22 protein-coding genes are annotated in these 21900 nt (G+C 66.4%); 8 read left to right on the forward strand and 14 right to left on the reverse strand.

Annotated elements, in window-relative coordinates:
• The 3 genes from FBT96_RS07610 to FBT96_RS07620 all read right to left on the reverse strand — a co-directional run.
• A partial coding sequence (locus FBT96_RS07610; protein ID WP_283234919.1) for a GcrA family cell cycle regulator occupies positions 1 to 223 on the reverse strand: 223 nt, incomplete at its 3' end.
• Positions 224 to 385: 162 nt separating this feature from the next.
• Positions 386 to 853, reverse strand: a complete 468-nt coding sequence (locus tag FBT96_RS07615; protein WP_169583297.1) for an Lrp/AsnC family transcriptional regulator — start codon at positions 851 to 853, stop codon at positions 386 to 388.
• 4 nt (positions 854 to 857) lie between these two features.
• Positions 858 to 2141 (reverse strand): 4-aminobutyrate--2-oxoglutarate transaminase, encoded by a 1284-nt coding sequence (locus FBT96_RS07620; RefSeq protein WP_136905714.1) that lies wholly within the window; start codon positions 2139 to 2141, stop codon positions 858 to 860.
• Positions 2142 to 2252: 111 nt separating this feature from the next.
• Between FBT96_RS07620 and FBT96_RS07625 the strand changes: the two genes are divergently transcribed.
• From FBT96_RS07625 to FBT96_RS07635, 3 genes are all read left to right on the forward strand, one after another.
• Complete coding sequence (locus FBT96_RS07625) at positions 2253 to 3074, forward strand: MerR family transcriptional regulator (protein WP_136905715.1); 822 nt, start codon at positions 2253 to 2255, stop codon at positions 3072 to 3074.
• A gap of 99 nt (positions 3075 to 3173) precedes the next feature.
• Positions 3174 to 3590: an META domain-containing protein gene (locus tag FBT96_RS07630; protein WP_136905716.1), complete on the forward strand. Its 417-nt coding sequence runs from the start codon at positions 3174 to 3176 to the stop codon at positions 3588 to 3590.
• Between the two features lie 39 nt (positions 3591 to 3629).
• Positions 3630 to 4355: a rhomboid family intramembrane serine protease gene (locus FBT96_RS07635; protein WP_136905717.1), complete on the forward strand. Its 726-nt coding sequence runs from the start codon at positions 3630 to 3632 to the stop codon at positions 4353 to 4355.
• 10 nt (positions 4356 to 4365) lie between these two features.
• On the opposite strand, the gene FBT96_RS07640 is transcribed toward FBT96_RS07635, so the two are convergent.
• The 8 genes from FBT96_RS07640 to pyk form a co-directional block, all read right to left on the reverse strand.
• Entirely contained in the window at positions 4366 to 5967 is a 1602-nt protein-coding gene (locus FBT96_RS07640; RefSeq protein WP_136905718.1) for a GMC family oxidoreductase, read from the reverse strand.
• A gap of 63 nt (positions 5968 to 6030) precedes the next feature.
• A complete protein-coding gene (gene pheT, locus FBT96_RS07645; RefSeq protein WP_136905719.1) occupies positions 6031 to 8451 on the reverse strand; it encodes a phenylalanine--tRNA ligase subunit beta in 2421 nt (806 codons plus the stop codon).
• Complete coding sequence (locus FBT96_RS07650; RefSeq protein ID WP_169583299.1) at positions 8448 to 9110, reverse strand: hypothetical protein; 663 nt, start codon at positions 9108 to 9110, stop codon at positions 8448 to 8450. The genes pheT and FBT96_RS07650 overlap by 4 nt, the downstream gene beginning before the upstream one ends.
• A 23-nt stretch (positions 9111 to 9133) precedes the next feature.
• A complete protein-coding gene (pheS, locus tag FBT96_RS07655; RefSeq protein ID WP_136905721.1) occupies positions 9134 to 10216 on the reverse strand; it encodes a phenylalanine--tRNA ligase subunit alpha in 1083 nt (360 codons plus the stop codon).
• 124 nt (positions 10217 to 10340) lie between these two features.
• A complete protein-coding gene (gene rplT, locus FBT96_RS07660; protein WP_055213314.1) occupies positions 10341 to 10706 on the reverse strand; it encodes a 50S ribosomal protein L20 in 366 nt (121 codons plus the stop codon).
• Between the two features lie 16 nt (positions 10707 to 10722).
• On the reverse strand, positions 10723 to 10923 hold the full coding sequence (gene rpmI, locus FBT96_RS07665) for a 50S ribosomal protein L35 (RefSeq protein WP_013068852.1): 201 nt from the start codon (positions 10921 to 10923) through the stop codon (positions 10723 to 10725).
• Positions 10924 to 11037: 114 nt separating this feature from the next.
• A complete protein-coding gene (locus FBT96_RS07670) occupies positions 11038 to 11268 on the reverse strand; it encodes a hypothetical protein (RefSeq protein WP_136905722.1) in 231 nt (76 codons plus the stop codon).
• A gap of 30 nt (positions 11269 to 11298) precedes the next feature.
• Positions 11299 to 12744, reverse strand: coding sequence for a pyruvate kinase (gene pyk / locus FBT96_RS07675; RefSeq protein WP_136905723.1), 1446 nt, complete (start codon positions 12742 to 12744; stop codon positions 11299 to 11301).
• Positions 12745 to 12877: 133 nt separating this feature from the next.
• Between pyk and FBT96_RS07680 the strand changes: the two genes are divergently transcribed.
• From FBT96_RS07680 to FBT96_RS07690, 3 genes are all read left to right on the forward strand, one after another.
• The gene (locus FBT96_RS07680; protein ID WP_136905724.1) at positions 12878 to 13624 is read left to right on the forward strand and encodes an N-formylglutamate amidohydrolase; all 747 of its coding nucleotides are present in this window, start codon (positions 12878 to 12880) and stop codon (positions 13622 to 13624) included.
• A gap of 122 nt (positions 13625 to 13746) precedes the next feature.
• Positions 13747 to 15888, forward strand: coding sequence for a calcium-binding protein (locus tag FBT96_RS07685; protein WP_136905725.1), 2142 nt, complete (start codon positions 13747 to 13749; stop codon positions 15886 to 15888).
• A gap of 192 nt (positions 15889 to 16080) precedes the next feature.
• Positions 16081 to 16446, forward strand: a complete 366-nt coding sequence (locus FBT96_RS07690; RefSeq protein ID WP_136905726.1) for a hypothetical protein — start codon at positions 16081 to 16083, stop codon at positions 16444 to 16446.
• A gap of 66 nt (positions 16447 to 16512) precedes the next feature.
• On the opposite strand, the gene FBT96_RS07695 is transcribed toward FBT96_RS07690, so the two are convergent.
• From FBT96_RS07695 to dgcN, 3 genes are all read right to left on the reverse strand, one after another.
• Positions 16513 to 17373 (reverse strand): D-amino-acid transaminase, encoded by an 861-nt coding sequence (locus tag FBT96_RS07695; protein WP_136905727.1) that lies wholly within the window; start codon positions 17371 to 17373, stop codon positions 16513 to 16515.
• 12 nt (positions 17374 to 17385) lie between these two features.
• On the reverse strand, positions 17386 to 18348 hold the full coding sequence (dgcA, locus tag FBT96_RS07700; protein ID WP_136905728.1) for an N-acetyl-D-Glu racemase DgcA: 963 nt from the start codon (positions 18346 to 18348) through the stop codon (positions 17386 to 17388).
• A 70-nt stretch (positions 18349 to 18418) separates the two neighbouring features.
• Positions 18419 to 19420, reverse strand: a complete 1002-nt coding sequence (dgcN, locus tag FBT96_RS07705; protein WP_136905774.1) for an N-acetyltransferase DgcN — start codon at positions 19418 to 19420, stop codon at positions 18419 to 18421.
• A 275-nt stretch (positions 19421 to 19695) separates the two neighbouring features.
• On the opposite strand from dgcN, the gene FBT96_RS07710 reads away from it, so the two are divergent.
• Both FBT96_RS07710 and FBT96_RS07715 read left to right on the forward strand, forming a co-directional pair.
• Positions 19696 to 20652 carry an L-malyl-CoA/beta-methylmalyl-CoA lyase gene (locus FBT96_RS07710; protein ID WP_136905729.1) on the forward strand — a complete coding sequence of 319 codons (957 nt, stop codon included), beginning with the start codon at positions 19696 to 19698 and terminating at the stop codon, positions 20650 to 20652.
• 250 nt (positions 20653 to 20902) lie between these two features.
• On the forward strand, positions 20903 to 21865 hold the full coding sequence (locus FBT96_RS07715; protein WP_136905730.1) for an acetyl-CoA carboxylase carboxyltransferase subunit alpha: 963 nt from the start codon (positions 20903 to 20905) through the stop codon (positions 21863 to 21865).
• Positions 21866 to 21900: the final 35 nt, after the last annotated feature.

The raw sequence follows: 21900 nt of genomic DNA on the forward strand, positions 1-21900 counted from the left end.
CGGCCACCGGCTCGGGCGCGGCGGGCTTCACCGGCGCGGCGGCGGCCACGGGCGCGGGCGCGGCAGGCGCCCCTTCGACCCGGTTCGACAGGCCCAGACGATGCACCTTGCCGATCACGGCATTGCGCGTCACCCCGCCCAGCTCCTTGGCGATCTGGCTGGCCGATTGCCCCTCGGTCCACATCTTTTTCAGAAGTTCGACACGTTCATCGGTCCAGGACATCGGCGCACCTTGTTTCTTCGCCCCGCGGGGGCGGCGTTCATCACCCGTCCGGGCAGACCCGAGCAGGCATCCCCCATCGGGGCGGTCTGACCCATTTTAGCCGGGACGGTGCGCAATACAAGGACCGTCCCGGAAATTCAAGGGCGACCGAAAGACCCGGCGTCAGAACCGGGCCGCCGGACGGCGCGAGGACAGCTGCAGGTTGGTTTCCGTCCGCCCCACCCCCTCGACGCGGCGGATCGACAGGATCGTCTCGTCCAGTTCCTCGAGCGAGCGGGCGCCGATTTCCGCCATCAGATCCCATTGCCCGTTCGTCGTATGCACTGCCTGCACCGGCGGCAGGCCGAGCAGGCGGGCGATCACCTTTTCGGTCGACCGCCCGTCGATGGAGAGCAGCATCAGGCCCCGCACCGGCGCGGCAGAGACATCGGCGCGCGTCATCACGGTAAAGCCCGAGATTTCGCCGCGCGCCACCAGCCGCTCGATCCGCGCGCGCACGGTGGCACGCGACAGACCAAGCTGCACGGCGAGGTCCGACACCGCGGCCCGGCCGTCGCGGCGCAACGCCGCGATCAGCCGTTGGTCGGTGTCGTCCAGACGCTCTGCCCCGCGGGCGGGTTCGCCCCACATGACCTCAGCCCTTCGCGGCGAGGATCGAGGCTTCGAGGATGTCCAGCGCCTCGTCAAACACCGCGTCCTGGATCGTCAGCGGCGCGAGGAAACGGATGACGTTGCCGTAAACACCGCAGGTCAGCAGGATCAGGCCGCGGCTCAGCGCCTCTTCGCGGACGCGGTTGGTCATCTCCGGGTTCGGCGTGTCGGTGCCCGCGACATTGAACTCGACCGCGTTCATGAAGCCCGGACCGCGGATGTCGATGATCTCCGGCACCGTGTCGCGCAGACCCGCCAGACGCTGCTTCAACCGCGCGCCCAGACGCTCGGCACGGGCGCAAAGCTGTTCGTCCTCGATCACGTCCAGAACGGCATGCGCGGCGGCGACGGCGATCGGGCTGCCCGCATAGGTGCCGCCAAGGCCGCCCGGGTTCGGGCTGTCCATGATTTCGGCCTTGCCGGTCACGGCCGAGATCGGGAAGCCGCCGCCCAGCCCCTTGGCCATGGTGGTGATGTCGGCGGCGACGCCGTGATGTTCCATCGCGAAGAGCTTGCCGGTGCGGGCAAAGCCGGTCTGCACCTCGTCGGCGATCAGGACGATGCCGTGCTTGTCGGCGATCTCGCGCAGTTTGCGCATGAAGCCTTCCGGCACCGGGTAGAAGCCGCCCTCGCCCTGCACGGGTTCAACGATGATCGCGGCGACGCGGGCGGGTTCGATATCGGCCTTGAACAGGCGTTCCAGCGCCGCCACGGCCTCCTCGCCCGTCACGCCATGCAGCGGGCAGGGGAAGGGCAGGTGCCAGACGTCGTTCATCATCGGGCCGAAGCCGGCCTTGTAAGGCTGGACCTTGCCGGTCAGCGTCATGCCCATGAAGGTGCGGCCGTGAAAGCCGCCCGCAAAGGCCACAACGCCCGCGCGGCCGGTGTAGTGACGGGCAATCTTGATCGCGTTTTCAACGGCTTCGGCGCCGGTGGTGGCGAAGATGGTTTTCTTGGCGAAATCACCGGGCACGGCGGCGTTCAGACGCTCGGCCAGGGTGACGTAGTTTTCGTAAGGAACGACCTGATGGCAGGTGTGGGTGAAAGCGTCGAGCTGCGCCTTGACCGCCTCGATCACCCGCGGATGGCGGTGGCCGGTGTTCACCACGGCGATGCCCGCGGCGAAGTCGATGAAGCGGGCGCCGGTCTTGTCCCAGATTTCCGCGTTTTCGGCGCGTTCGGCATAGATCTGCGTCGTCACGCCAACGCCCTTGGCGATGGCGGCGGCACGGCGGGCGGACAGGTCGGGCGAGGTTTGCACGGTCATGAAGGGGCTCCGATTCGAGATATCGCATCCTCTCACTTTACATTTTTTCTGCAAGAAAATTCTTGGCAAGATCGGTGACAAAGGTCATCCTTGGCCTGTAAGGCAGGTGAAATGACCGAGTCGCTCTCAGATACGCCCGAGGACGAGCCGCTGTTTCGGGTGACCGAGGCTGCGCGGGCGGCGGGCGTGGCGTCGTCCACGCTGCGGCTGTGGGAGACGCAGGGGCTGATTGCGCCGCAACGCCGGGCCTCGGGGCAGCGGCTTTATTCGGCCACCGATGTGGCGCGGCTGCAGCGCATCGCCTTTCTGCGCCGCGAGGCCGGGCTGAACCCCGCTGCGATCCGCGCGACGCTGGAAGCTGAAAGCGACGCCCCCGCGCCCCCCGCGATCACCAACGAACCGCTTGGCACGGCGCTGCGGGCGCTGCGGCAAAACCGCGGCGAGACGCTTGACACCGTGGCGCAGGCGATGGGGGTGTCGGCCTCGGCGCTGTCGACGCTGGAACGCACCGGGGCGGGGGTCAGCTTCAAGACGCTGGCCGATCTGGCGCAATATTACGGCACGACGGTCTCGCGGCTTTCCGGGCAGGACGAAGTCGGGCACCCCGTGGTGCGGGCGGGCGCGGCGCGGGTCTGGCCGATGCCGGTCGAGGGCGTCCGGGTCGAGGTTCTGGCCGAGGGGCGGCGGCAGATGGATTGCCACCGCTTCATCCTCGCCCCCGGCGCGGCCTCGGAGGGCGGTTACGGCCACGAGGGCGAGGAATTCATCACCGTGCTGGAAGGCCGCTTCCGGCTGACGCTGGACGGGACCGAGCTGCACGAACTGGGCGTCGGCGACAGCATCTATTTCGAAAGCCGCCGCCCGCATGCCTGGGCCAATGCCGCCGACGGGCGCACGGTGGTGATCTGGGTCAACACGCCCCCGACCTTCTGACCGCCCGACCTTCTGACACCGCCGAAGGCCACACCTTTGCGTGATGCCCTTGCGAGGATCGCGCGGCGCGGTCACTCTGACCGAAACACCGGAGGTCCCATGCGTGTCGCCGTTCTCGCCCTTGCCCTGATCGCCCTTGCCGCCTGCAAGGAGGACGCGGCGCAGACCCCGGCCGATCCGCTGGCCCTGATCGGCACCGGAACCGAATGGACCGTCACCGAGATCGCGGGCGCCGCCGTGCCGGCGGACGTTAGCGTCACGATCCTGTCGCCCGAGCCGGGGATGATCGCGGGCACGTCAGGCTGCAACCGCTATTCGGGACGCATCGAGACCCGCGACGGCGCCCTGCATGTCGGCGCGCTGGCCGGAACCCGGATGATGTGCCCGCCCGCGCAGATGCAGGTGGAACAGGCCTTCCATTCAACCATCGGCACGGTGACGGCCTTGCGGCAGGCAGGTCCGGCGCTGGACTTCACCGATGCCGCGGGCAAGGTGGTGCTGCGCGCCAGCCGCTAGAGGCTTGACGCGAAACCTGTCTTCGGGAAGGCTGGGCCGATGTTCCCGATCCGCGATCATAACCCCTCGACCCGCACCCCCTGGGTGGTGCGCGGGCTGATCGTGCTCAACGTGCTGATCTATGTGCTGACGGCCGAGTGGGGCGGGCGGATGATCGGGCTTTGGCAATGGGGCGCGCTTTACCCCGAGGCGATCAGCCACGGCGTCTGGCTGCACGGGCTTGTCACCCATATGTTCCTGCATGCGGGCATCATGCATATCGCGGGCAACATGCTGTTTTTGTGGGTCTTTGGCGACAACCTCGAAGATCAGCTCGGTCATTTCGGCTTTCTCGTCTTCTATCTGCTCGGCGGGCTCGCCGCGGCGGGCGCGCAGATCGCGGGCGATCCTTTCAGCGACGTGCCGATGGTCGGCGCCTCGGGGGCGATCGCCGCGGTGATGGGCGGCTATCTGCTGCTCTTCCCGAAAGCCCGCGTCGATATCCTGTTCATCTTCGTCATCGTCTACAAGATCTTCACCATCCGCGCCTGGATCGTGCTGGGCTTCTGGTTCGCGGTGCAGCTTTTGAATTCGCTCGGCGGTTCGGCCGATGGCGTGGCGTACTGGGCGCATGCGGGCGGTTTTCTGGCCGGGCTGGTGCTGATGGCGCCGCATTTCCTGCGCCTGGGCGGGCCGCGGTTCTGGCGCGACCATGGCGGGCTGCCGCCCAATCCCTCGATCGACTATGTGGCGACCCGCGTGCCGGTGGTGAAGCGGCGCCGCTAGCGGGCCCGGATCATCGCCCCCTTATCATCGCCGCCGCGCGTTCCGCGATCATGATGGTGGGCGCATTGGTATTGCCGCCAATGAGGCTTGGCATGACCGAGGCATCGACGACCCGCAGCCCCGCCACACCGCGCACCCGCAATTCGGGATCGACCACCGCCGCCGCATCCGTGCCCATGCGGCAGGTGCCGACCGGGTGATAGATCGTGTCGGCACGCGCGCGGATATCGGCCATCAGCCCGGCGTCTGACCCGTCCGGCGGATAAAGCCGCGCGCCGCGCCAGGGCGCGAGCGGCGCTGCCCCGGTGATCTGCTCCAGCATCCGCGCCGCCCGCAGCATCAGCGCCGCATCGCGCGGATCGGCAAGAAACCCGGGGTCGATCAAGGGCGCCTTGCGCGGGTTCTTCGAGGCCAGCCGCACCGTCCCCCGCGACTGCGGCCGCAGCACGCAGATATGCGCCGACCAGCCGTCCGCGACATGCAGCTTGCGCATATGCTGATCGACGATGCCGACGACGAAATGGATCTGCAGATCGGGCACCGTCACCTCGGGCGCGGATCGCAGAAACGCCCCGCCCTCGGCCATGGGCGAGGCGAAAAGCCCCTCGCCGTGCCGCATCCAGCCGCCCGCGGCCTTGGCCAGCCGCCACAGCCCGCGCGGATTGAGGCCCACCACGTCACGGCGCGGCGAAAAGTGGGAAATCGTGTAATCCAGATGATCCTGCAGGTTCGCGCCGACGCCGGGCAGATCCTGCACGACATCAATGCCCAGATCGCGCAGATGCGCCCCGGGCCCGATGCCCGAGAGCATCAAAAGCTGCGGCGAACCGAAAGCCCCGGCCGAGACGATCACCTCCCGCGCCGCCTCCAGCCGCAGCCGGTGCCATCCCTGCCGCACCAGCGCCCCGGTGGCGCGACCATCAACGATCAGCACCTTTTCCGCCCGTGCCCCGGTCAGCACCGTCAGGTTCGGCCGGTGCAGCACCGGATGCAGATAGGCGGCCGCGGCGGAGCAGCGCTCGCCCTTCCTCGGCCCATCCCAGAATTGCGTGACCTGATAGGGGGCGGCGCCCTCTTGCCGGTCACCATTGAAATCCTCGGTTTCCGGGCAGTCCACCGCGCCGCAGGCCTGCACGAAAGCGCGCGTGATCGGCCGCGGGCGGCGCTGATCCCCCACCTGCAGCGGCCCTTCCGCCCCGTGATGCGCGGACGGCCCGCGACTGTTGCGTTCGGATTTCAGAAACCACGGCTGGCAGGCGGCCCAATCCCAGCCCGTGGCCCCCTCTGCCGCCCAACGGTCATAGTCCGAGGGGTGGCCGCGCACATACAGCATCGCATTGATCGCCGACGACCCGCCCAGCCCCCTGCCCCGCGGCTGAAACCCCCGCCGCCCGTCCAGACCGGGCTGCGGCACCGTATGCAGCGCCCAGTTGTGGGCGCGCAGATAGCCCGGCACCAGCGCGGCGACCAAGGCGGGCGCCCGCACCAGAATGTCTTTCGCCGCGTCGCCCGCCTCGACCAGACAGACGCGGGTGCCCGGATCTTCGCTCAGCCGCGCCGCCAGCACCGACCCGGCCGAGCCGCCGCCCAGAATGACATAGTCGAAATGCATCAGGCTCCCCCGTTTCCGAGAGAGCCTAACCGGTTTTTCACATCTGCAAAGCGTGACTTCAGGTCACTTCCGCTGCACGCCGCCGGTGGCCTTGGTGACCTTGTCGACGACCTTGGCCGAGACCGCTTCGATCTCGGCATCGGTCAGGGTCTTGTCGCGCGGCTGCAGCCGGACCGACAGCGCGATCGACTTCTTGCCCGCGCCCATCTGCTCCTCGGCCTTGGCGCCGGTGAACTGGTCGAAGACCGAGACCGCCTCGATCAGCGCCTTGTCGGCCCCCATCGCGGCATTGACCGCGGTCAGCGCCTCGACGCCCGCCTCGACGACAAAAGCGAAATCGCGCTCGACCGCCTGCAGATCCGAGAGCGCCAGCGCAGGCCGGGTCGGCGTCTTGGCTTTCGGGAAGGGCACCGCTTCGATCCAGATCGTGAAGGCGACCGCCGGCCCCTTCACCCCCATCTCGCGCAGCACCTTCGGATGCACCTCGCCAAAGGAGGCCAGCGCCTTCGGCCCAAGCGCGATGGTGCCCGAGCGGCCCGGATGGAACCAGCCCGCCACCTTGCGATTGACCTGCACCCGTGCGGGGGCGCCGATGGCGGCCAGCACGGCCTCGACATCGGCCTTGGCGTCGTAAAGATCGACCGGACGGCGCGAGGCCCAGGGGTCACGCGGCGCCGAAGCGCCCACCAGCAGCCCCGCCGCCTGCAGCGCCTGATCGCCCGGCTCGCCACCGCTGAAAGCCGGACCAACCTCGAAGAGCGCCAGATCGGCAAAGCCGCGCGCCTGATTGCGCGCCGCCGCCTGCAACAGACCGGGCAGCAGATCCGGGCGCAGGTGGGTCATCTCCGACGAGATCGGGTTTTCGATCCGCGTCGCCTCAAGCCCGCCGCCGAACAGCGCCGCCGATTTCGCGTCGATGAAGCTGTAGGTCACGCATTCGTTGTAGCCCAAGGCCGCAATCGTGCGCCGCGCGGTGCGTTCGCGGGTCTGAATGGGCGTCAGCACCGGGCCGGGAACGCCCGTGGTTTCGCGCGCCAGCGGACGGCCGACCAGCTTCGTCAGCGAGGCGATCCGCGCCACCTCCTCGACCAGATCCGCCTCGCCCAGCACGTCGGGCCGCCACGAGGGCGGCGACGCCATGTCACCCTCGAAGGTGAAGCCAAGCGCCGTCAGCGTCTCGCGCTGCGTGGCCTCGGGGATCTCCATGCCGACAAGGCTGATCACCCGGGCGGGGTCGAGCTTGTAGGCGCGTTTGGTCACCGGCACGGCGCCGTCCATCACCACATTGGACGCCTCGCCGCCGCACAGCTCCAGCACCATCTGCGTGGCCAGTTCCAGCCCGGGCAGGGTGAACTCCGGGTCCACGCCGCGTTCGAACCGATAGCGCGCGTCCGAGTTGATCTTGAGCGCGCGGCCGGTGGTGGCAATGGTGATCGGGTCCCAATAGGCGCTTTCAAGGAAGACATCGACCGTCGCCTCGGTGCAGCCCGACAGCTCCCCGCCCATGATCCCGGCAAGGCTTTCCGGCTGCGCATCGTCGCAAATCACCATCTGCCCGGGGCGGAGCGTGTAGGTCTTGCCATCCAGCGCCAGAAGCTCCTCGCCGCCCTTGGCAGGGACAATCCGCAGGTTCCCCGCCACCTTCGCCGCATCAAACACATGCAGCGGGCGGTTCAGGTCATAGGTGAAGAAGTTGGTGATATCGACCAGGGCCGAGATCGGACGCAGCCCGATCGCCTTCAGCCGCGCTTGCAGCCAGTCGGGGCTTTGCCCGTTCTTCACGCCGCGGATCAGACGGCCAGCAAACAGCGGGCAGCCTTTTTCCTTTAGGGTCGCATCGATCTCCACCTTGATCGGGCTTTCAAACCCGCCCGGCACGGCCTCGATGGCGAGCGGCTTCAGCCGCCCCATCCCCCGCGCCGCCAGATCGCGGGCGACGCCGCGCACGCCCAAAGCATCGGGGCGGTTCGGCGTGATCTTGATGTGGATCATCGGATCGACGGCCTCGGGGCGGTTTTCCGCCAGCCAGTCGATGAACTTGCAACCGACCTCGGAATTCAGGCTGTCCTCGGGCAGCTCGATGATGCCGTTATGCTCGTCGGACAGCTCCAGCTCGCGTTCCGAGCACATCATGCCGTGGCTTTCGACGCCGCGGATCTTGCCGATGCCGAGCGTGGTGTCGATGCCCGGCACATAATCGCCCGGTTTCGCCAGCACGACGGTGATGCCCGCCCGTGCATTCGGCGCGCCGCAGACGATGACCTTCTCGCCTTCGTCGGTCAGCACGCGGCAAACCCGCAGCTTGTCGGCATCGGGGTGCTTTTCGGCGTGCAGCACCTTGGCGATGGTGAAGGGGGCGAGTTTCGCGCCCGGGTTCACCACCTCCTCGACCTCAAGGCCAAGGTCGGTGAGCGCATCGGCGATCTCGGTGACCGAGGCCTCGGTCTCGAGATGGTCTTTCAGCCAGGAGAGGGTGAATTTCATTGGTTGGCCTCCGCGCCTTTGCCGTCGCTCGCGTTGTCTTCTCTTAACTCATTAATTCGAATGGTCGCAAGCCTATCGAATACCGTTGGACTGACTTCCATAGTTCCACCACCCGCAATATGTCGCCTCGCCGCCTCCACGAATGAATGCTGAGCGATCTTTACTTTGCGCACTGAGATCCTATCATCTTCCAAGCGAACTTTTGTCGGATATTTCCCGGGTGCACTCTTTCGCACTTGTTCATTTTCTTTTAGGCGTTTCTGAACAACGACAAGATAGTCAAGCGCAGCATCAATCGCCTCACTGGAGCCAAGCATCATCAATTTTGACATTGCCAAGTGATAGCGTGCTTTTTCTGCCTTCAACTTTTCCTCGTTTATTTTCAGCTCGTAGTTCAACATATCTAGATCCACGAGCGATGAAACGAATTCAAGATAGGCAGATTTGGCATCTTCAACTATTTTTATCTGCCGCTCGCGTTCTTTTTGAATTCTAAATGCGAAGGTAGCGCCGAATATTGCTGTAGCGGCGGTTATCAACGCAGCAATCAAAACAAAAATACCAGCCCCTAGGGGCGCTTGAAGCGTATTCAAATAATCAAGAGCCGGCACCAACCAATACTTACTCAACAGCAGAATACTTGCGACCAGCGCAAGCATCAGAAACCAGCTGCTGGTAGTTTTCACTTACTCAACCCCCCGAACACCGTCGGCAGGTCGAGCGCAGCAAAGCCGTAGTGTTTCAGCCAGCGCAGGTCGCTCTCGAAGAACGCCCGCAGATCCGGGATGCCGTATTTCAGCATCGCGATCCGGTCGATGCCGACGCCGAAGGCGAAGCCCTGATATTCGCTCGGGTCGATCCCGCCCGCCGCCAGAACCTTGGGGTGGACCATGCCGGAGCCGAGGATTTCCAGCCAGGAATTGCCCTCGCCGATCTTCAGCTGGCCGCCCTCCCAGGAACAGCGGATATCCACCTCGGCCGAGGGTTCGGTGAAGGGGAAGTGGCTGGCGCGGAAGCGCAATTCGACCGAGGGCACCTCGAAGAAGGTCTTGCAGAATTCCTCCAGCACCCATTTCAGGTTCGCCATCGAAATGTCGCGGCCGATCGCCAGACCCTCGACCTGATGGAACATCGGCGCGTGGGTCTGGTCCATGTCCATGCGGTAGACGCGGCCCGGCGCGATCACGCGAATGGGCGCGCCCTTGGCCTGCATGGCGCGGATCTGCACCGGGCTGGTATGAGTGCGCAGCACATGCGGCGGGCGCGGGTCGGCGGCGTCGCGGGCCATGAAGAAGGTGTCGTGTTCTTGCCGCGCGGGGTGTTCCGGCGCGATGTTGAGCGCGTCGAAATTGTACCAGTCGCTTTCCACCTGCGGCCCCTCGGCGACGGCAAAGCCCATGTCGGCGAAGATCGCGGTGACTTCGTCCATCACCTGACTGACCGGGTGGATCGTGCCAGCCCGGCGCGGACGGCCGGGCAGCGTGACATCCAGCCATTCCGATTTCAGCCGGGCGTCCAGCGCCGCATCGGCCAAAGCCTCTTTCTTCGCCCGCAAAGCCGCGTCGATCTCGTCCTTCAGACGGTTCAAGGCCGCGCCGGTGGTGGTGCGTTCCTCGGGCGTCATTTGCCCCAGTTCGCGCATCTTCAGCGAAATCTCGCCCTTCTTGCCAAGGGCGGCCAGACGCAGCTCCTCAAGGCTCGCCTCATCCGCGGCGGCGGCGATGCCTTCGAGATATTTCGCCTTGAGCGCATCGAGCGTGGTCATGAGGTCTCTCCTGCAAGTGGGTGCGTCTTGCTAGCCGCCCCCCGGAACGATTTCAAGCGCAGGAACGCAAAACCCCCGCGACGGCGGCTGCCGCGCGGGGGTTCCGTTTCCCGTGAGTGGGGAATTACGCAGCCGCGGCGGCTTTGGCCTGGGCAACGATGGCCGCAAAGGCCTCGGGTTCGTGGACGGCCAGATCGGCCAGAACCTTGCGGTCCACTTCGATCCCGGCAAGCGCCAGACCGTTGATGAAACGCGAATAGGTCATTTCCAGATCGCAGGCGCGGACGGCCGCGTTGATGCGCTGGATCCACAGCGCGCGGAAGTTGCGCTTGCGCTGCTGGCGGTCGCGCGTGGCGTATTGCATCGCCTTGTCGACAGCCTGGGTGGCGGTGCGGAAGTTGCGCGAACGGGCCGAGTAGTAGCCTTTCGCCTTCTTCAGGACTTTCTTGTGCGAGGCGTGAGTGACCTTGCCGGATTTGACGCGGGACATTGTTCAGGCCTCCAGATCAGCGGTTGTAGGGCATGTATTTCTTGACGATCTTCGCGTCCGCATCGGACAGGATCATCGTGCCCGCGCTGTCGCGGATGAACTTGGTCGAGCGCTTGATCATGCCGTGGCGTTTGCCGGCCGGACCCGCGATGACCTTGCCGGTCGCCGTGAATTTGAACCGCTTTTTCGCAGCGGATTTGGTCTTCATCTTGGGCATTTTCATCTCCTTTTCGAGAGTGAACGCACGACTCGGCATGCCACTGTTGGCCGGCCGTGCGGGATAGATGGGGGCAGATAGCCGCGGCGGCGGCGCTTGGCAAGCGAAAAGCGGTCAGTGGCCGAGGAAACGGGCCAGGATCCGGGCGAAGGTTTCGGGGATCTGGCCGGGCGTGTAGCCGCCCGGCTTCGTCGCCATCGCCAAAAGGATCAGCCCGCCGCCGACCAGCACCGCCAGCGCCGCGGCCCGCGGCGGGCGGCTGTCGGCAAAGGCCGAAAGCACCGCCGGGATCGCGAAAGCCGAAACGAGGATACCAAGCACGAGAAACAGATCGCTGTCGAGCATGGCACCCTCCCGGAAAACCTTTAACGAAGGTTACTCCGGGTCGGTGCGGTAGATCAATCTTTCGTCGCAGGGCGCCACGCGCAGGATGTTCGTCGTCCCCTGCACGTTGAAGGGCACCCCGGCGATGACGATGATCTGATGGCTTTCATCGGCGAAACCATAGTCGCGCGCGGCACGGGCGGCATTGACCACGGCTTCCTTGAAGCGGCTGACCTCGTCGCAGCGCACCGCATGCACGCCCCAGTTCAGACAGAGCTTGCGCAGGGTCTGGGTGATCGGCGAGAGCGCGATCACCGGCACCCGCGGCCGTTCGCGGCACACCAGCGCCACGGTTTTCCCCGACTGCGTGTAGCAGCAGATGGCGGAAACATCGGTGGTTTCGGCGATTTCGCGCGCGGCGGCGACGATGCCGTCGGCGACGGTCTGCCGCTTCGCCGAGCGCGAAGCCTCGATGATGTCGCGATAGGTGGGATCGCTTTCGACCGAGCGGGCGACGGCGTTCATCGTCTGCACCGCCTCGACCGGATAGCGCCCGGCGGCGGATTCGGCCGAGAGCATGATCGCATCGGCGCCCTCGTAGATCGCGGTGGCGACGTCGGAGATTTCGGCCCGCGTCGGCATCGGGCTTTCGATCATGCTTTCCAGCATCTGCGTTGCCACGATGACGGGCTTGGCGGCGGCCCGGCACTTGCGGATCAGCCGCTTCTGGATCGGCGGCACGGATTCGACCGGCAGTTCCACCCCCAGATCGCCGCGCGCGACCATGATCCCGTCCGAGACCTTGAGGATCTCGTCAAAGGCGCGTTCGGCTTGCGGCTTCTCGATCTTCGACAGAACCTGCGCGCGGCCGCGGGCGAGCGCCTTGGCCTCGATCACGTCCTCGGGGCGCTGCACGAAGCTCAGCGCCAGCCAGTCGGCGCCCAGATCGCAGGCGAATTCCAGATCGCCGCGGTCCTTGGCCGAAAGCGCCGCGAGCGGCAGCACCACATCGGGCACGTTCACGCCCTTGCGGTTCGAAATCGTGCCGCCGACGGTGACGGTGCAATCGGCGAAATCGGGGCCGCAGGCGGTGACGCGCAGGCGGATCTTGCCGTCGTTCACCAGCAGCCGGGCGCCGACTTCGAGCGCGGCGAAAATCTCCGGATGCGGCAGGCAGACCCGGTGGCCATCGCCCTCGGTCGGGTCGAGATCGAAGCGGAAGGGCTCGCCCTCCTCCAGATCGGCGGCGCCGAAGGCGAAGGTGCCGACGCGCAGCTTCGGGCCTTGCAGGTCGGCCAGCACCGCGACCGGACGGCCGGTGTCGGCCTCGATCTGGCGGATGATGTCGTAGCGGACCTTGTGTTCGGCATGGGTGCCGTGGCTCATGTTCAGGCGGAACACGTCGGCACCGGCCTCGAACAAAGCGCGGATGGTCTTGTAATCGGAAGATGCGGGGCCAAGCGTAGCCACGATCTTGACATTGCGAAGGCGTCTCATGCGTCCTCGAGCGTTGGTGTTGCAGTCATTTCGTGGGCCGATCCCAGCTATGGCGCAAAATGTCGCGCAGGGCAACTGGAACACCGGGCCCTGCTGACGTAAATCTGTTGTGAGCGACAAAGGCAAAGAAAGCATGACCGAAGCCTGTCACATTCATGGCGAAACCCGCCCCGGCCGCTGGCTGGTCACCGTCGATCACGCCACCAACCGGGTGCCGGATTGGGTGGGCGGCGGCAGTCTGGGCATCGCCCCCGAGGACATGGCCCGCCACATCGCCTGGGACCCGGGCGCGCTGGAGGTGGCCCGGCATCTGGCAGAGGCGCTCGACAGCCCGCTGATCTGGTCGGATTTCTCGCGGCTGGTCATCGATCCGAACCGCGGCGAGGACGACCCGACGCTGGTGATGCAGCTTTACGACGGCACGATCATTCCCGCCAACCGTCACATCCCGCCCCCCGCGGTCGCGGAGCGGCTGGCCCGGCTTTACCGCCCCTATCACGATGCGCTGGCCCGGCTGGCGGCGCGGCGCGCGGATACGGTGATCTGCGCCATTCATTCCTTCACCCCCTGCCTGCGCGGGCGTCCCCCCCGGCCCTGGCAGGTGGGCGTGCTGCATTCGCCCCGCGACACCCGTCTGGCGCTGCCGCTGATTGCCGCCCTGCGCGCCGCGGGGCTCTGTGTCGGCGACAACGAACCCTATGCGGGCCATCTGCGTGGCGACAGCATCGACCGGCACGCGCTCGACACCGGGCGGCAGAACGTGCTGATCGAGCTGCGCAACGACCTGATCGTGACCGAATCGGGACAGGCGCAATGGGCCGAGGTGCTGGCGCCGATCCTGCGCGCCTCTCTGGCGGCCGCCGAAACAGTCACCGCCTGACCGCACCATTGTTGCCGCAAAAAGCGGCAATTCCCCGCGGACCTGCCACTTTGGTTGCCCCTCCCGGGGGGCGGTGTTAGCCTTTTGTTGACGTATTTCAGTGCCAGGTCAGGAGCGCAGTCGTGGGTAGCCTCATTCTTCTTTCGCTTTTCCCGGTCCTTCTTGTGGGACTGGCCATCAATGCGGCCGATGACGATGATGATGGCGGCGGCGCTTCCAGGCACAAGATCTTCGGCGACGATGACCCCAACGCGATCGAGGGCACGGACGGCAGGGACTATATCGACGGCGGTCATGGCAATGACACGATCGATGGCGGCTTGGGCAACGACACGCTGCGCGGCAATCTTGGCGCCGACGAGCTGACCGATCTCTTCGGGGCGAATACGCTGCACGGCGGCTACGGCAACGACGATCTGACCGCGCTGGATGTCAAGGGCGGGGCCTCCGACCTGATCGATGGCGGCGGCAACAACGACACGCTGCTGGGCGATGACGGCGACACGCTGCTGGGCGGCGATGGCACCGACAGGTTCCGCGCCTATTGGACGCCGGGCAGCGATGCCCTGACGCTGAGCGATTTCGACCCGACCGGGGGCGAGAGATTCTCGATCGAGATCGATGACGCGGTGACCGAGACGACGGATTTCCACCTTGAAACCACCGAAGGCGGGGTGAACCTGATCCTCGACGGCGAGACCGTCGCCTGGTTCGAGGGCGGCGACATCAACGCCCTCGCTCCCGCCGTGACGCTGACCCAGACCGACAGCGACACCAGCCTGCATCCGACGGTCCCCGGCGAGACCGCGACCGGCACCGCGGGCGCGGACGACCTCGAGGGGACAGCGGCCGACGACACGATCGACGGGCTGGCCGGGAATGACACGCTGGCCGGTCTGGCGGGGGACGACACGCTTTCGGGCGGGGCGGATGATGACGGGCTGGACGGCGGCGCGGGCAACGACGCGCTGGCGGGCGATGACGGGGCCGACACGCTTGCGGGTGACGCAGGCGACGACACGCTTGACGGCGGCACCGGGAATGACAGCCTTGCGGGCGGCGACGGGACCGACAGCCTTGCGGGCGACGCGGGCGATGACACGCTTGACGGCGGCGCCGGGAACGACGCCCTGACCGGCGGTGACGGGACCGACAGCCTTGCGGGTGGCGCGGGCAACGACACGCTTGACGGCGGCGCCGGGAACGACGCCCTGACCGGCGGCGACGGGACCGACAGCCTTGCGGGCGGCGCGGGCGACGACGCGCTGGCGGCGGGGTCCGGCGACGTGATGACCGGCGGCGCGGGACGCGATTCCTACGACATCACCTGGAGCCCGGGCGACGCGCCGCTGACGCTCACCGATTACGGCGACATCACCGGCGCGGCGGCCGGAAGCTTCGAGACGGTGCTGATCCGCGACGACGCGTTTACCGCCGACATGGAATTCCGGCTCGACACCGTCGAGGGCGGCGTGGTGGCGATCGTCGATGGTGAGACCGTGGCCCTGTTCCGGGGCGCCGATCTCGAGACCCTGTCCGAACACCTGACGCTGCAGGATGCCGCCGACAACAGCTACACGCCGGATGTGCCCACGCCCACGATCCACGGCACCGATGGCGCCGACAGCCTGACCGGCACCGCGGCGGACGAGGCGATCTACGCCCATCTCGGCGCCGATACGGTGCTGGCGGGCGCGGGCAATGACACTGTCTCGGGCGGCTATGGCGCCGACCAGCTTCGCGGTCAGGACGGCAATGACAGCCTGCTGGGCGGGGCGCAGGACGACAGCCTCGACGGCGGCGCGGGCAATGATTCCCTGCTGGGCGAAGACGGCAACGACCGGCTGAGCGACCTGAGCGGCGCGGATCTTCTGGATGGCGGCGCGGGCAACGATCTGCTTGTCGCCACCGACGATCCCGCCTCGACGGAAGCCGACACGCTGCTGGGCGGCGCGGGCGATGACACGCTGATCGGCGACCTGCTGGACACGATGACCGGCGGCGAGGGCGCGGATACCTTCACCACCGGCTTCACCGCGACCGAGACCCCCGCGCCCGAGGTCGTCGTGGTGACCGATTTCACCGTCGGCACCGACCGGCTGGTGCTGGAGGACGTGCCCGCCGATGCGGTGATCAGCATCATCGATCGCGACATGGGGGCGGTGGTGCGGGTCAATGGCGCCGATGCGTTCCGGCTGCAGGGTGTCGCCGCCAGCGACATCACGCTCGACATGATCACCGTCAATCCCGCCACAACGCCCTGAGCGACCGCCGGACCCGACCGCAGGGCCCCGTTTCGGCGGGGCCTTTTGCTTTCGTGACGCAAGCCGCCGCAATCCTCCCCGGTGCGCGGGATGGTTATCAAAGCGTTGACAATCAGGCCGCGCCCGGGCGGCAACGCCCTTGCGGTGCGCGCGCCAAGGCCTCATCCTGCCGGAAAGACGAGGGGTTTTCCGATGCTTGCCTTGTTCATCGCGGTCTCTTTCGCGCTGGCTCTGGTGCTCTGGGCCGAACGGCAGCCGCCATCCGGCACCGCCACCACCCCCACCGCCAATCCCGTCGCAGATCTTGCGGCGGCGCGCCGTTCCCCGGCTGCGGCGGCGGTCGAAGACCTGCCCCGGATCCGCGGCTTTCGCCCGGGCGACGTGATCGAGCTGGAAATCATCGGCCCCCTGCCCCGTCCCGAAGACCTGCGCTTCGAACAGGTCGGGTGCGATGCGCGGATGCTGCTGGACGACCTGCCCGCGCTGATCTTCGAGGGCGTTCCGGTCCACCATCTGCGCCCCGCGCAGATCCGTTTCCGCAGTCCGCAGGCGGCCTGACCGCCGCGGACGAAAAAGCCCCGGGCAGGGCTGGCCCGGGGCTTTTTATTTTCGTGCGCGCGGGGCTCAGATCGCCGCCTTGCGGCCTTCTTCCAGATAGATCTCGCGCAGGCGCGTCGCCACCGGACCGACTTTGCCGCCATTCAGCGCCACGCCGTCCACTTCGACGACCGGCATCACGAAGGCCGACGCCGAGGTGAAAAACGCCTCGTCGGCGGCTTGGGCTTCGGCGATGGTGAAGGGGCGTTCCTCGATCTCCATCTGCGCTTCGGCGGCGTATTTCAGCAGCGAGGCGCGGGTGATCCCGTGCAGGATGTCGTTCGACAGCTCGCGGGTGATGATCTTGCCGCCCTTGACGATATAGGTGTTGTTCGACGAGCCCTCGGTCACGAAACCGTCCTCGACGAACCAGGCGTCATGCTTGCCCGCGGCTTCGGCGGCCATCTTCGCCATCGACGGGTAAAGCAGCTGCACCGTCTTGATGTCGCGGCGATGCCAGCGCAGATCCGGGATCGAGACGACCTTGATGCCGGTCTTCGCCTTCGGATCATCGGCCAGACCCGGCTTCGACTGGGTGTAAAGCACGATCGTCGGCGGCGTGCCCGCGGGCGGGAAGTGGAAATCGCGGTCGCCCGCATTGCCGCGGCTGACCTGCAGATAGATCATGCCATCAACCAGATTGTTGCGCGCGATCAGCTGGCGGTGGATCTCCAGCCATTCTTCGCGGCTCAGGTTGCCGGTCATCTGCAGCTCCGCCATCGAGCGGGAAAGCCGGGCCAGATGGCCTTCGAATTCCAGGATCTTGCCCTCAAGGACCGAGGTCACTTCGTAGACGGCATCGCCCATCACGAAGCCACGGTCAAAGATCGAGACCTTGGCCTCTTCCTCGGGCAGATACTCGCCATTCAGGTAAACGGTGCGGCTCATGCGCGTTCCTCCTCAGCCCCAGAGCCCCGGCTCGGGGGGATAAACCATTCCGTCCGCATAGCGCAGCGGGCTTTCGCGGTCTTGGGCCAGAAGCAACGGCCCGTCAAGATCGACATAGGCCGCAGCCTGCGCCACAAGGGTCGCGGGCGCCATCGCCAGCGACGATCCGACCATGCAGCCGACCATCACGCCATAGCCTTCCGCCAGCGCCGCTTGGCGCAGCGCAAGCGCCTCGGTCAGCCCGCCGGTCTTGTCGAGCTTGATGTTCACAAGATCGTATTTGCCCTGCAGATGCGCCAGCGACTTGCGGTCATGGCAGCTTTCATCGGCACAGACCGGCACCGGACGGGCAAGGCCGATCAGCGCCTCGTCGGCCTTGGCGGGCAAGGGCTGCTCGACCATGGCGACGCCCAGCCGCAAAAGATGCGGGGCAAGGTCGGCGTAAACCTCGGCCGACCAGCCCTCGTTCGCATCGACGACGATCACCGATTTCGGCGCCCCCGCCCGCACGGCTTCAAGCCGCGGCATGTCATCGGGGGTGCCCAGCTTGATCTTCAGGATCGGCCGATGCGCGTTCTTCGCGGCCGCGGCCCGCATCTGTTCCGGCTCGGCGAGCGAGAGCGTGTAACAGGTCACCTCCGGCCCGGGCGCGGCCAGCCCGGCCAGCTCCCAGACCCGCTTGCCTGCGGCTTTCGCCTCCAGATCCCAGAGCGCACAATCCACCGCATTGCGCGCCGCCCCGGGCGGCAGGGCATCATAAAGCGCCGCGCGGGTGATCCCCTCGGGCAGGCCCTCGATCTGCGCCGTCACGCTGTCCAGACTTTCGCCATAGCGCGCATAGGGAACGCATTCGCCCCAGCCGGTCAGCCCGCCGCGGCTGATCCGCACCGTCAGCACCTTCGCTTCGGTCCGCGACCCGCGCGAGATGGTGAACACCTCGGCCAGCCGGAACGTGTCGGCCGTTACGGAAATCATCTTCCGCCCCTTTATCTTGCCCCAAATATCCCCGCCGGAGGCTCCGCCCCCGGCAGGCAGCGCCAAGCTCTCAGATCGCGGCCAGCGCGTCCACCAGCTTCTCGGCACCGAAGCGGAAGGGATCGGTGGTGGGCAGGCCCATCTCGGCCTCGACCTTGGCAAGATAGGCACGGGCCTCGGCCTCGGGCATGTTTTGCGTGTTGATCGAGATGCCGACGACCTTGCAATCGGGGTTCGCCACCTTCGCCACCTGCAGCGCCAGATCGCGCAGCGCATCGAGGCCGGGCAGCTGATAGCCCGGCAGGCCGCGCATATGGGCCCGGGTGGGTTCATGGCACAGCACCAGCGCATCGGGCTGACCGCCATGCACCAGCGCCATCGTCACGCCCGAGTAGCTGACGTGGAACAGGCTGCCCTGCCCCTCGATCAGATCCCAGTGATCGGCGTCATTGTCGGGCGTCAGCCATTCGACGGCCCCCGCCATGAAATCGGCAATCACCGCATCCAGCGGCACGCCGTCGCCGGTGATCAGGATGCCGGTCTGCCCGGTGGCCCGGAACGTCGCCTTCATGCCGCGCGCCCGCATTTCTTTTTCCATGCAGAGCGCGGTATACATCTTGCCGACCGAGCAATCGGTGCCCACCGCCAGCATCCGCTTGCCGGTCCGCTTCACGCCATTGGCGATCGGATAATCCACCGTCGGCACCCGCACGTCATGCAGCTGCCGCCCGCAGGCCTTCGCCACGGCGACCAGATCTTCCTCGTCGCAGAGCAGGTTGTGCAGCCCCGAAGCCAGATCGAAGCCCTCTTCCAGCGCCATGATCAGCACTTTCTTCCAGGCCTGCGAGATCACGCCGCCGCGGTTCGCCACGCCGATCACCAGCGTCTTGCAGCCCGCGGCCTTGGCGGTGGCGAGGTTCATCTCGGGCAGGCCCAGATCGGCCTTGCAGCCCTCCATCCGGTATTGGCCGACGGCATATTCCGGCCGCCAGTCCTTGATGCCCTGCGCGACTTTCGCGGCCAGCTGGTCGGGCGCATCGCCAAGGAACAACAGATAGGGGGTTTCGATCAGCGACATGGGAACCTCGGCGGGTTGGAAAGGGTTTCGCAAGGTATGACGCGGCTGGCGCCGGATTTTCTTGGAAAGATGCGGCAGAACCGCGGTATCTCTACAACTTTCTTGCGCAATCTTGCGATTTCATCGCAGCTTCTTCCAAGTTTTCCGCGCGCCGCAAAATTCATCACCCTTTTGCCCCGATGCTGCATCCGCAGAAATTCCTTGCGCGGCGCAGCGCAACAATATATCGCAAACGCAACATATACCGTAACTTCCTTGCCGAGAGACAGATGAGCTTCCGCACCCAGCCCCCTGCCCCCGCCCGCCTCAACCGCTGCCAGCTGTTCGGCCCGGGCTCGCGCCCGGCGATCTTTGAAAAGATGGCGCAATCGGCGGCCGATGTGATCAACCTCGACCTTGAGGACTCGGTCGCGCCCGACGACAAGCCGCAGGCGCGGCGCAACATCATCGAGGCCAGCCACAGCATCGACTGGGGCACCAAATATCTCTCGGTGCGGATCAACGGCCTTGATACGCCGTTCTGGTATCGCGACGTGGTCGAGCTGCTGGAGGAAGGGGCCGAACGCATCGACCAGATCATGATCCCGAAAGTGGGCTGCGCCGCCGACGTCTATGCCGTCGATGCGCTGGTCACCGCGATCGAGACCGCCAAGGGCCGGAAGAAACGCATTTCGCTGGAAGTGATCATCGAATCGGCCGCGGGCATCGCCCATGTCGAGGAGATCGCGGCCTCGAGCCCCCGGCTGCAGGCGATGAGCCTTGGCGCGGCGGATTTCGCGGCCTCGATGGGCATGGCCACCACCGGCATCGGCGGCACGCAGGAAAACTACTACATGTTGCATGCGGGCGTGAAACACTGGTCGGACCCGTGGCACTGGGCGCAGGCCGCCATCGTCGCCGCCTGCCGCACCCATGGCATCCTGCCGGTCGACGGCCCGTTCGGCGATTTCTCGGATGACGAGGGCTTCCGCGCGCAGGCTTTGCGGTCTGCCACTTTGGGCATGGTCGGCAAATGGGCGATCCACCCGAAACAGGTGGCTTTGGCGAACGAGGTCTTCACGCCCTCGGACGCCGCCGTGGCGGAAGCGCGCGAGATTCTGGCCGCGATGGAAAAGGCCAAGGCCGAGGGCGCCGGCGCCACCGTCTACAAGGGGCGGCTGGTCGATATTGCCTCGATCCGGCAGGCGGAAGTGATTGTCAGACAGGCGGAAATGGCTAAGGTCTGAGCACCGTGTAAACGATTCGTGACCGAATCGATTCGGATCCCGGAGTGGCAGGGAGGGGAGGCCCGGCCGCATGAGGGAACAGGAACGCCCCGGACCCGCGCCGGGGCGTTTCCCATTGGCCCGCCCCCTCCTGTCTGCCCACCCTGTCTGCGGCCCTCGGCCCGCGGCACTCTGCCCGCTTTTCCCTGCGTCAGTTGCAAATCCCGGCCCGCACGGTCATATAGGCCACGACTGCGTTACGGAGGCTTCGATGACGACCTATCTCGAGTTCGAAAAGCCGCTCGCCGAGATCGAGGGCAAGGCCGAGGAACTGCGGGCGCTGGCCCGGGCGAATTCGGGGATGGATGTCGAAAAGGAAGCGGCCGCGCTGGACAAGAAGGCGGCGCAACTGCTGACCGACCTTTACAAGGATCTGACGCCCTGGCGGAAATGCCAGGTGGCGCGGCATCCCGACCGGCCGCATTGCCGCGACTACATCTACGAGCTGTTCACCGAATACACGCCGCTGGCGGGCGATCGCAACTTTGCCGATGATCACGCGGTGATGGGCGGTCTGGCGCGCTTCGACGATCAGCCGGTGGTGGTGATCGGCCATGAAAAGGGCCACGACACCGCAAGCCGCATCATCCACAATTTCGGCATGGCCCGCCCCGAGGGCTATCGCAAGGCGATCCGGCTGATGGACATGGCCGACCGCTTCGGCCTGCCGGTGGTGACGCTGGTCGACACGCCCGGCGCCTATCCGGGCAAGGGCGCCGAGGAACGCGGTCAGGCCGAGGCCATCGCGCGCTCGACCGAAAAATGCCTCTGCCTTGGCGTGCCGGTGATCTCGGTGATCATCGGCGAGGGCGGCTCGGGCGGGGCCGTGGCCTTTGCCACCGCCGACCGCATCGCGATGCTCGAACATTCGGTCTATTCGGTGATCTCGCCCGAGGGCTGCGCCTCGATCCTGTGGAAGGATGCCGAGAAGATGCGCGAAGCCGCCGAGGCCCTGCGGCTGACGGCGCAGGATCTGCGCAAGCTCGGTGTCATCGACCGGATCATCGCCGAACCGCTGGGGGGCGCGCAGCGCGACCGCAAGAAGACGATTGCCTCGGTCGGCGCCGAGATCGGCAAGATGCTGGCGGATCTGAAGGGCAAGAAACGTGCCGACATCCTGGCGGCGCGGCGCAAGAAATTCATCGACATGGGCTCGAAGGGTCTGGCGGCGTAAGTCGCGGAGCTTTCGACATTAAAAAGGGCGGCCTC

Source organism: Rhodobacter capsulatus, from assembly GCF_005144475.1.
GTDB lineage: Bacteria > Pseudomonadota > Alphaproteobacteria > Rhodobacterales > Rhodobacteraceae > Rhodobacter > Rhodobacter capsulatus_C.